The organism is uncultured Adlercreutzia sp. (assembly GCF_958431955.1).
Classification (GTDB): domain Bacteria; phylum Actinomycetota; class Coriobacteriia; order Coriobacteriales; family Eggerthellaceae; genus Adlercreutzia.
In genome coordinates this window covers 1-8,355 of record NZ_CAUASN010000058.1, presented here as the reverse complement: position 1 = coordinate 8,355, position 8,355 = coordinate 1, and the positions used below count along the sequence as shown (strand labels likewise).

Here is an 8,355-nt window from a genome sequence, read left to right as displayed (position 1 = left end):
CCTGTCATAAAGAAAGCCTCCCATTTCTCGTGTCCAAGAAATGGGAGGCAGTTCAGACGGGGCCCTTTCTCGTGCTGTAAGACGTTAGGGGCGCTACTCCCCTTCTCGGTAGACCGTAGTGGTCACCCGCGCGATGCGCCGGCCGGTGTCGTCGGTCACGTCGGTGGTGTAGAAGCCGAGGTGGCGGCCGGACTTGTCCACGTTGCAGGTGGCGATGAGCTTGGTGCCCCGCGAGGCGCTCATGTAGTCGATGGCGCTCGAGACCGACACGCTCGGCGGCATGCCGATGTTGCTCGCGAGAGCCAACGCGAAATCGGCCAGCGTGAACACCGCGCCGCCCATCACGTTGCCGAGCGCGTTACGGTGGTGGTCCTCGATGGCAAGCTCCACCACGCCGTGGCCCACCGATCCCTCCACGATGCGGCAGCCCACGTGCTCGGCGAAGCGGTCGTGGCCGAAGAAGTCGTTCAGCTCGTCGAGGGTGGGGTAATCAGGCAGCTGCTCAGCCATAGACGCCCCCTTAGGCCACGGCGGGCGCAGCGGGCGCAGCCGAGGCGCCGTCGGCGGCCGGGGCGTCCCCGCCGGGAGCCGGCGTGGCGGCATCAGCGTCGGCCGGGGCGGCCTGGGCGGCGAACAGCTCGAGGTACTGGCCGTTGGTCACGGTGACGGTCTGCTTGCCGCCCGTGATGACGTACTGGGTGTCCACGATGGAGTCCTCATCGAAGTCGAGGTCGTCCATGACGTAGGCCGCACTCTCGGTGCCCTCGTCGAGCTCGATGCCCTCGGGCAGCGGCAGGGCCGTAATGGTATAGGTGCCGGCCGGGATGTCGACGCCCACGCGGTAGCAGCCGCTGCCGTAGGGGGCGGTCACGCCGAGGGCCGTGGACGGGGCCGGGCGCATGACGGCGCCGTCGGTGCCGGGCTCGAAGGCGATGAGGTCGCCCTCGTCCAGCTCGGCGAAGTAGTTCCCCAGATACTGCACGCTGTCGTCCAGGTCGTAGGCGTTGCCCTTGCCGGTCTCGCTCTCGCTATCGAAGACGTAGTAGTGGCCGAGCGCGTCGCCGCCCTCGAGGTAGTACAGGCCGGCGGGAATGTCGCCGTCGGGGCCCACGGTGTAGTAGCCCTTGGCGCACGCGCCGTCGGCGCCGGGGGTGCCCGCCGCGATGCCGTCGGCCTCGAGCAGGCGCGTGACCTCGTCGTAGGTGAGCGCCAGCGTGGTGGCGCCCTCCGACCCCTCATAGGGATCGTAGTCGTCCTCGGGCGGCCAGGTGTGGTACGGGTCGTCGCTGTCGTAGCCGTGCCCGTAGTCGTAGCCGTAGTCGTAATCGTAATCGTAGCCGTAGCTGTCGGAACGGTAGCTGTCGTAGCCGTCGACGGCGGTCAGCGCCATGACCCCCGCGCAGCTCACGCAGCCGCCAAGGCCGATGACAAGGCCCACGGCGAGGCCCAGCAGAAACCACGGCCAGCGCCGCTTCTGCCCCGAGGACGCCGGCGGCTCGTAGCCGTACACCGGCGCGCCGCCTGCCGCGGGCGGCACGGGGGGCACGGGCGGTGCGGCCTGATAGGACTCCGCGCCGTAGGCCCGGTCGTAGGCGCCCCAAGCCGGCTGGGAGGGCGCGGGCTCCCAGACCGCGTAAGGCTGCACGGGCGCGGCGGCCTGCGGGGCGGCCGCGGCCTGCGAAGCGGCCGGCTGCTGAGCCTGCGGCTCGACCGGCGGCTGCTGCGGCGTGGCGGCCGTCTGCTGGGCGGCTGCCGGCTCCTGCGGCGCCGGGGCCGTGGCGGCCGCTGCGGGCTCGGCCGGCGCCGGGGACGCGGCGGCCTGGGCAGCGAAGGGGTTCGCCGGCGCAGGATTCGGCACCGGCGCGGCGGGCGCGGGATTCGGCGCCGGCGCGGGAGCCGGCTCCTGCGGCACGCCGCCCGCGGGGGGCGTGGGATTGTTGTTCTCTTCCATGGAAACCTGCCTTTCAGGGATGGGTTCTTCCGAAAACGAAACGGGACCGCGCGGGGCGGTCCCGAAGACTACTCAGCGGCGCCGGCGCCCTCGCCGAACACCTTCGCCACGGCACCGTCGATGCGGGCCACCACATCAGCCGGGTCCATCAGCATCATGGCCTCGAACAGCGGCGGCGACACCATGTTGCCGGCAATGGCCACGCGCAGCGGCTGGAACAGAAGCTTCGGCTTCAGCCCCGCCTCCTCGCCCGCGGCCCGGCACAGCTCCTGGAGCGCCTCGGCGTCCCAGGGGTTGTCGTCGTCGGAGAGCACCGCGCGGCAGATGGCGAGCGCCTCGTCGGCCCGCGCGCCCTCCTTCAGCAGCACCTTCTGCACGCTCTTCTCGTCGAGGACCACCGAATCGCCCCAGAACAGGAAGGCCAGCTTCGCGGGAATCTCGTCCATGCGGGCGAGGCGCTCGGCCACGAGTGGGTACATCGCCTGGTAGAACTCCGCGTCGTCGTCCACGTCGGCCAGGCATGCCTCCCAGGTGTCGGCGTCCACGCCCTCGCCGGGCACGCGCGTGACAGCCACGGCGGCCTGCTGCTCCTCCTTGGTGGGCGTGGGCACCACGGTGATGCCGTCGGCCACGTTGCTGCCGTCGATGTTGGTCTGGGCGAGCCACGGCCTCGCGGCGGCCACCCAGGCCTCGGCGCCCATCTCGCGGATGTAGACGCCGTCCATCCAGTCGAGCTTCTTCTCGTCGAAGATGGAGTGCTTCTTCGTGATGCGGTCGAGCGAGAACACCCGGCACAGCTCCTCCGGCGGGATGATGGTGGTCTCGCCGTCGAGCGACCAGCCGAGCAGCGCCAGGAAGTTCACCAGGGCCTCGGGCAGATAGCCCCGGTCGCGGTACTCCTCCACGTTGGTGGCGCCGTGGCGCTTGGAGAGCTTCTTGCCGTCGGCGCCCAGGATCATGGACAGGTGCGCGAAGAGCGGCACCTCCGCGCCGAGGGCCTCGTAGATGAGCACCTGGCGCGGCGTGTTGGACAGGTGGTCGTCGCCGCGGATGACGTGGGTGATGCCCATGTTCACGTCGTCGCAGACCACGGCAAAGTTGTAGGTGAAGGTGCCGTCGGTGCGGCGCAGGATCATGTCGTCCATTACATCGATGGGAAAGCTCATGTGGCCGTACACCGCGTCCTCGAACTCCACGGGGCCATGGCCCTCGGGCACCGCGAGGCGCCACACGTGGGGCTCGCCGGCCGCGATGCGCGCCTCGGCCTCCTCGCGCGGGATGGAGCGGCAGGTGCGGTCGTAGCCCGCGTAGCCGCCCTGGGTCTTCTCGGCCTCGGCCCGCTTGGCGTCCAGCGTCTCCTTCGAGCAGAAGCACGGGTAGGCCGCCCCCGCCTCGATGAGCTTGGCAAGCGCCGCCTCGTAGGTGTCGGTGCGCTGGGTCTGGAAGTAGGGGCCGCACGGGCCGCCCACCTCGGGGCCCTCGTCCCAGTTCAGGCCCATCCAGCGCAGCGCGCGCAGGATGATCTGGGTGTTCTCCTCGGTAGAGCGCTCCGGGTCGGTGTCCTCGATGCGCAGGACGAAGGTGCCGCCGGTGGCGCGGGCGAAGGCCCAGTTGTAGATGGCGGTGCGGGCGCCGCCGATGTGCAGCATGCCGGTGGGAGAAGGCGCGAAGCGAACGCGCACGGGCTTGGAAGCGTCAGACATGGGATTCCTCGAAACTCGGTTGTGTACGGGGCTTATAGGTCGCCGCCCAGTATAGCACGGCCCCGAACGCGGGGCGCGCGCCCCCGGCGAGCTTCCACCCACTCCGCAAAAAGCCGCCGGTCGGGATCGGAGCACCCGCCCCGGCCCGCGCACGGGCTTCGCCAGACGCACACGCGCCTAGGAACGGCGCGGCAGCTCGCGCACCAGCTCCGGGAGCCGCCCCACGGTGACGGGCAGCTCCGCCAGGACGGCCAGCACCTCGTCGGCGGCCGCCTCAGCCCGCAGGGTCTGGGCCATGTCAAGCCCCGCCAGCGCGAAGGCCTCCTGCGCCGCCGCGGCGTAGTCGCGCTTGTGCGCCTCGTTGAGCGCCTTCCACGGAATGCCCGCGAACCAGTCGGCCACCTCCTCGTCGAGCGGCAGCCGCCCCTGCATGAGCAGCGCCGCCAAAACGGGATATCCCGCATAGCCCTGCCAGTAGGTAGCGCTGTCGTTGGAGCGGTAGTGCCCGGCGTCGTCCCAGGTCACCTTGTACTCCTTCGACCCGTCCGACGACCGCACGACCAGATGGTCGGGCGCCAGGTCGAACCGCTCGTCGGCCAGCACGCTGTAGGCCTCGTACACCTTCTCGATCGGCGGCAGCTTCTTCATGGCAGGTCACTCCTTCGCTTTTACCGGAGCACCGATGCGGCTCCGCGTATCGTTCTATAGTAGCAACGCGTCCGGTGCGCTCGTCGGCGGCCGCGCGCCTTGTTTGGCAACCGCAACGAAAGCTCCCCACCCCGCGCTCCCGGCTCGCGCCGATCCCACTCCCACCTCGCGCACCGCGCATCGCCCTCCGTGCGCCGCTCCGCGCCGTGCATCGCCCCCTTGTGCGCCACTCCGTACCGAGCATCGCCGATGCATCCTGAAGTTGTAGGCATTCCGCGGAGAAGCCGATAACGGACCCGCATTTCCCCAGTTCACAACGTTTCGAGAAGGGAGCGAGAATGCCACGGGACATTTTCGGGAATTGCGCTTGCTAAGATGCCCCCTTCTTCAACGGGATATAGCGAGGAGATTGCATGGGACTTCTGATCACGGGGCCGACGGCGCTCCAGGCGATGAAGCACCTCAGATGCCGGCGCCGCAGCTTGACATCGAACACGACGCCGATTGCGCCACGGCTCGAAGCGCCGACCGAGAACGTCGTCGCCCACGCCCGCGACGTGCTCGGCGCCGCGGGCGAGACGCTCTTCGTCGCCGTGGGCCACCCCTCCGATCGTCGCAGGATCGAGGGCGTCTCGTGCTCCGCCTGCAACCGCACGCTCCCGGCCCGCTCCGCAATCGCCCTCGACGACCAGCTCTGGCTCTCCTCCCCCGAGCTTATCTTCCTCCAGATGCACGCCCACCTATCCAGACTGGAGTGTCTCGCGCTGGGGTTCGAGCTGTGCGGTCATTACAGCCGCAAGGGCACCGACGCCATCGAATACGATCTGCCGGCCTGCACCACCCCCGGCAGCCTGAAGCGCTACCTCGACCGATGCCCCGGAGCCCGGCACCGAGAAACGGCCCTGCGCACCCTCCGTTACGTATGCGCGCACTCCGCATCGCCGAGGGAGACCCAGCTCGCCCTGCTCCTCAGCTTGCCGCAGCGCTACGGCGGCTACGGCCTCGAGCGGCCCGTCCTCAACAAGCCGATCGACGTCTCGTCGCTCACGCAGCCGCTGCGTAGCCGCGACAAGCGCTGGGCAGACATATCGTGGGAGGGCGTGCGCATCGCCGTCGAGTACGACAGCAGCCAATACCATGTCTCGAGCGAGAAGATCGCACGGGACGCGAAACGCCGCACGCTCCTCCAAGCAGCGGGCTATCACGTCGTGGTGGTGACGAACGACCAGATCAAGAGTATCTCCGAGATGGATCGCATCGCCCGCGCCGTCTCGCGGCTCATGGGAAAGAGGCACCGTCCGCGCGTCCGGGAATACGAGAGGAAGAAGCGGGCGCTCCACCGCGCCCTCCTCGACCTCACGGTGTAGCCCCGGCGCAATGAGGGCCCCGCGCGGACACCCCGTCGCAGAGCACCGGCATGGACCTTCTGGCACCGCAGCGGTACGGGATGTCCAGCGCAGTGCGGGACATGGACCGCCTAGGACGAACCGCCCGCTGACGATTGCGGGGATCCGGCAGCGCATGGGCCCGGCTATCGTAGTCGATTGACTTTTTTGGCCAAAACCACCCTCGAGTGCGCTCTGATCCCGGCCGATTTGCCTCAATGTCGGCCCCTTGCCCGCCCAAAGCCGCCGTAATATGCCATATATGGCATATTACGGCGGCTCAGACGACCCCTTTGCGCGTCAATCCCCGCGAGGAGAGCGCACTCGGGGCCTCTTTTGGCCATTTTTTCCAATCGACTCCGCTAGAGGCCCTATTGGTCCGCATCGCGACCCAGATCACCACGCCGCGACGGCAGGGAGACGAGGGCGATCATGGCGGCCATGAGGGCGAGGCCGCCCCAGTCGGCAGCCGAGAACGGCGTGCCGAGCCATACCGCGGCGATGACCATGGCGCCCACAGGCTCGGCCACGCCGAGCAGACTGCCCTTGACCGAGCCCACGAGCGACACGCCGTAGAGGAACAGCCCGAAGGCCACGAAGGTGCCGAGCACTCCCACGCCGCCGATGAGGGCGAGCCAGCCCACCGCATCGAGCGCGGGCACGAGGGACGGCGCACCCGATGCCGAAGAGGACGGGGCCGCAGTAGCCTGGATGGCGGCAACGGTGCTCGCATCGCCGGAGACGGCACCGGCGCTCGCATCGACGGGGGCAAAGGCGGCGCCAGGGGCGAAAGCGGCGCCGGGGCCGGCCGCAGCGGGACCAACGCCAGCCACGGCAGTGGCGAGCCACACGGCGGCGGCTACCGCGCCGCTTATCACCATACCGGCGCCGATGATGGTCACCCGGTCCCAATGGTCGTACAGGCGCTGGGGCGCCATGATGTAGAGCGTCTCGGACAGGGCGTTGGCGATACCCCAGGCGAGGCCGGCGGCCGGCAGCACGATGACGCCCCAGTCGCCCTGGGTGGCGATAAGCGCCGCGGCGGCCATGGCGGCGACGAGCCCCGCGAAGTCGGCGGCGCGCGGCAGGCGGCGCGCCCGCAGGCACGTGAAGAGCATGACGAACACCGTGCAGGTGGCCTGGAGCACCGTGGCGGTACCGGCGTTGGTCATCTCGATGGAGATGGCGTAGGTGATCTGCGACAGATACAGCCCCACGCCGAACAGGACGAGGGTGCACCGGGCCGCGCGGCTGCCCAGGAGCGAGAGCAGGGCCTCACGGCGCGTGGCGAGCACGAGGACGAGGAAGAGCACCGCCGCCGTGGCCGCACGCACGAACGAGATGAACGCCGAGCTTACGGCATAGCCCTCGACGAGAAACTGGATGCACGCGCCCGAGAAGCCCCACGACGTGGCCCCGACCAGGGCGCAGACCGCCCCGAGCCAGAAGCGGCCGTGCGCCGAGGGCGCCGATCCCGAGGAACGCCGACCCATCGCGCCTACTCCCCCTCGCGCTTCGCCGCGCGGGCGGCGCGCTTGGCGGCCAGCCGCTCGCGGGCCGTCTCGCCCTTGGCGAGGTTGTTGGCGCGCCGCTCGCTGCGGGCCGTGGGACGCGAAGACCGCGCGCTGGCGGCCGATGCCGGAGCCGCGCCTGCGCCGGCCGCACCCGCGGCTCCCGCGGCGGCAGAGCGTCCGGAACTGGCACGGGAACCAACCACGGCAGGGCGCCCGGCACCAGCCGCTGCAGCCGCACCATCGCCGGCAGCCGCCGCTGCAGCCGTACCATCGCCCGCAGGCTCGTTCGCGCCGGCAGCCTCCTCGGCCTCTTCGCCCGTCAACTCGCCCAAGAACCGCGCGATGGCCGGCAGCAAATTCTCCCGTTCCTCGTCGGAGAAGTAGCGCAGGGGCAGTGCCAACTTGCGCTTGTCGGGGTTGTAGCGGCCGCCCGCCCGGCGCAGCGCCTTCATCGCATCGGCGGGAACATCGACCGGCTCCACCACCAGACGCCCCCCGACCACCGAGATCAGCTTGATGCCGTGCTCGTTGGCGAACGCCTTCAAGTGCGAGCGCGCGAACAGGTTCTGGGCCGCCTCGGGCATCTCGGGGGCCTTCTCGAGCATCTCCTCGCGCAGGGCCGCCACCGCTTCCACCGTGGCCGCCGCGGCCAGCTTGCGATACCACAGCACGCGCGCGTCGGCATCGGGGATGTACTCCTCGGGCAGGTAGGCGTGACCAGGGATGTTCACCGTGATGTCCGACAGCGCCGGGGGCAAGTCGCCCGTAGCCTCGCCGGAGGCCCGCGTGTCGGCCACGGCCTGAGAGAGCATCTGGGCGAACAGGTCGAAGCCCACCGCCGACATGTTGCCCGACTGCTCGGCCCCCAGCATGCTGCCCGCGCCGCGAATCTCCAAGTCGCGCATGGCGATGCGCATGCCGCTGCCCAGATCCTGATGCTCGTTGATAGCCGTCAGCCGCGCGGCGGCCTCCTCGGTCAGAGGCACGTTCTCGGGGAACATGAAGTAGGCGAAGGCCTGCACCGACGAGCGGCCCACGCGACCCTTCAGCTGGTACATCTGGGCGAGGCCGAGGCGCTGGGCGTCCTCGATGATGAGCGTGTTGGTGTGCGGGTTGTCGATGCCGCTCTCGATGATGGTGGTGGCCACGAGCAC

7 protein-coding genes are annotated in these 8,355 nt (G+C 69.8%); 1 reads left to right on the top strand and 6 read right to left on the bottom strand.

All coding sequences use genetic code 11. The features are described from left to right. Positions 1–93 precede the first annotated feature (93 nt). The 4 genes from Q5064_RS11180 to Q5064_RS11165 all read right to left on the bottom strand — a co-directional run bounded on the left by Q5064_RS11180 (position 94) and on the right by Q5064_RS11165 (position 4,302). The gene (locus tag Q5064_RS11180) at positions 94–510 is read right to left on the bottom strand and encodes a PaaI family thioesterase (protein WP_302964714.1); all 417 of its coding nucleotides are present in this window, start codon (positions 508–510) and stop codon (positions 94–96) included. 10 nt (positions 511–520) lie between these two features. Next, on the bottom strand, positions 521–1,951 hold the full coding sequence (locus tag Q5064_RS11175; RefSeq protein ID WP_302964712.1) for a hypothetical protein: 1,431 nt from the start codon (positions 1,949–1,951) through the stop codon (positions 521–523). 68 nt (positions 1,952–2,019) lie between these two features. Further along, the gene (gene gltX, locus Q5064_RS11170; RefSeq protein WP_302964711.1) at positions 2,020–3,654 is read right to left on the bottom strand and encodes a glutamate--tRNA ligase; all 1,635 of its coding nucleotides are present in this window, start codon (positions 3,652–3,654) and stop codon (positions 2,020–2,022) included. 177 nt (positions 3,655–3,831) lie between these two features. Beyond that, entirely contained in the window at positions 3,832–4,302 is a 471-nt protein-coding gene (locus tag Q5064_RS11165) for a hypothetical protein (protein ID WP_302964710.1), read from the bottom strand. A gap of 413 nt (positions 4,303–4,715) precedes the next feature. On the opposite strand from Q5064_RS11165, the gene Q5064_RS11160 reads away from it, so the two are divergent. Next, a complete protein-coding gene (locus tag Q5064_RS11160) occupies positions 4,716–5,669 on the top strand; it encodes a DUF559 domain-containing protein (RefSeq protein ID WP_302964707.1) in 954 nt (317 codons plus the stop codon). A gap of 389 nt (positions 5,670–6,058) precedes the next feature. On the opposite strand, the gene Q5064_RS11155 is transcribed toward Q5064_RS11160, so the two are convergent. Both Q5064_RS11155 and Q5064_RS11150 read right to left on the bottom strand, forming a co-directional pair. Continuing rightward, positions 6,059–7,180 carry a DMT family transporter gene (locus Q5064_RS11155; protein WP_302964705.1) on the bottom strand — a complete coding sequence of 374 codons (1,122 nt, stop codon included), beginning with the start codon at positions 7,178–7,180 and terminating at the stop codon, positions 6,059–6,061. A 5-nt stretch (positions 7,181–7,185) separates the two neighbouring features. Next, positions 7,186–8,355 (bottom strand): TRCF domain-containing protein (locus Q5064_RS11150; RefSeq protein WP_302964703.1); only part of this gene is annotated, 1,170 nt, incomplete at its 5' end.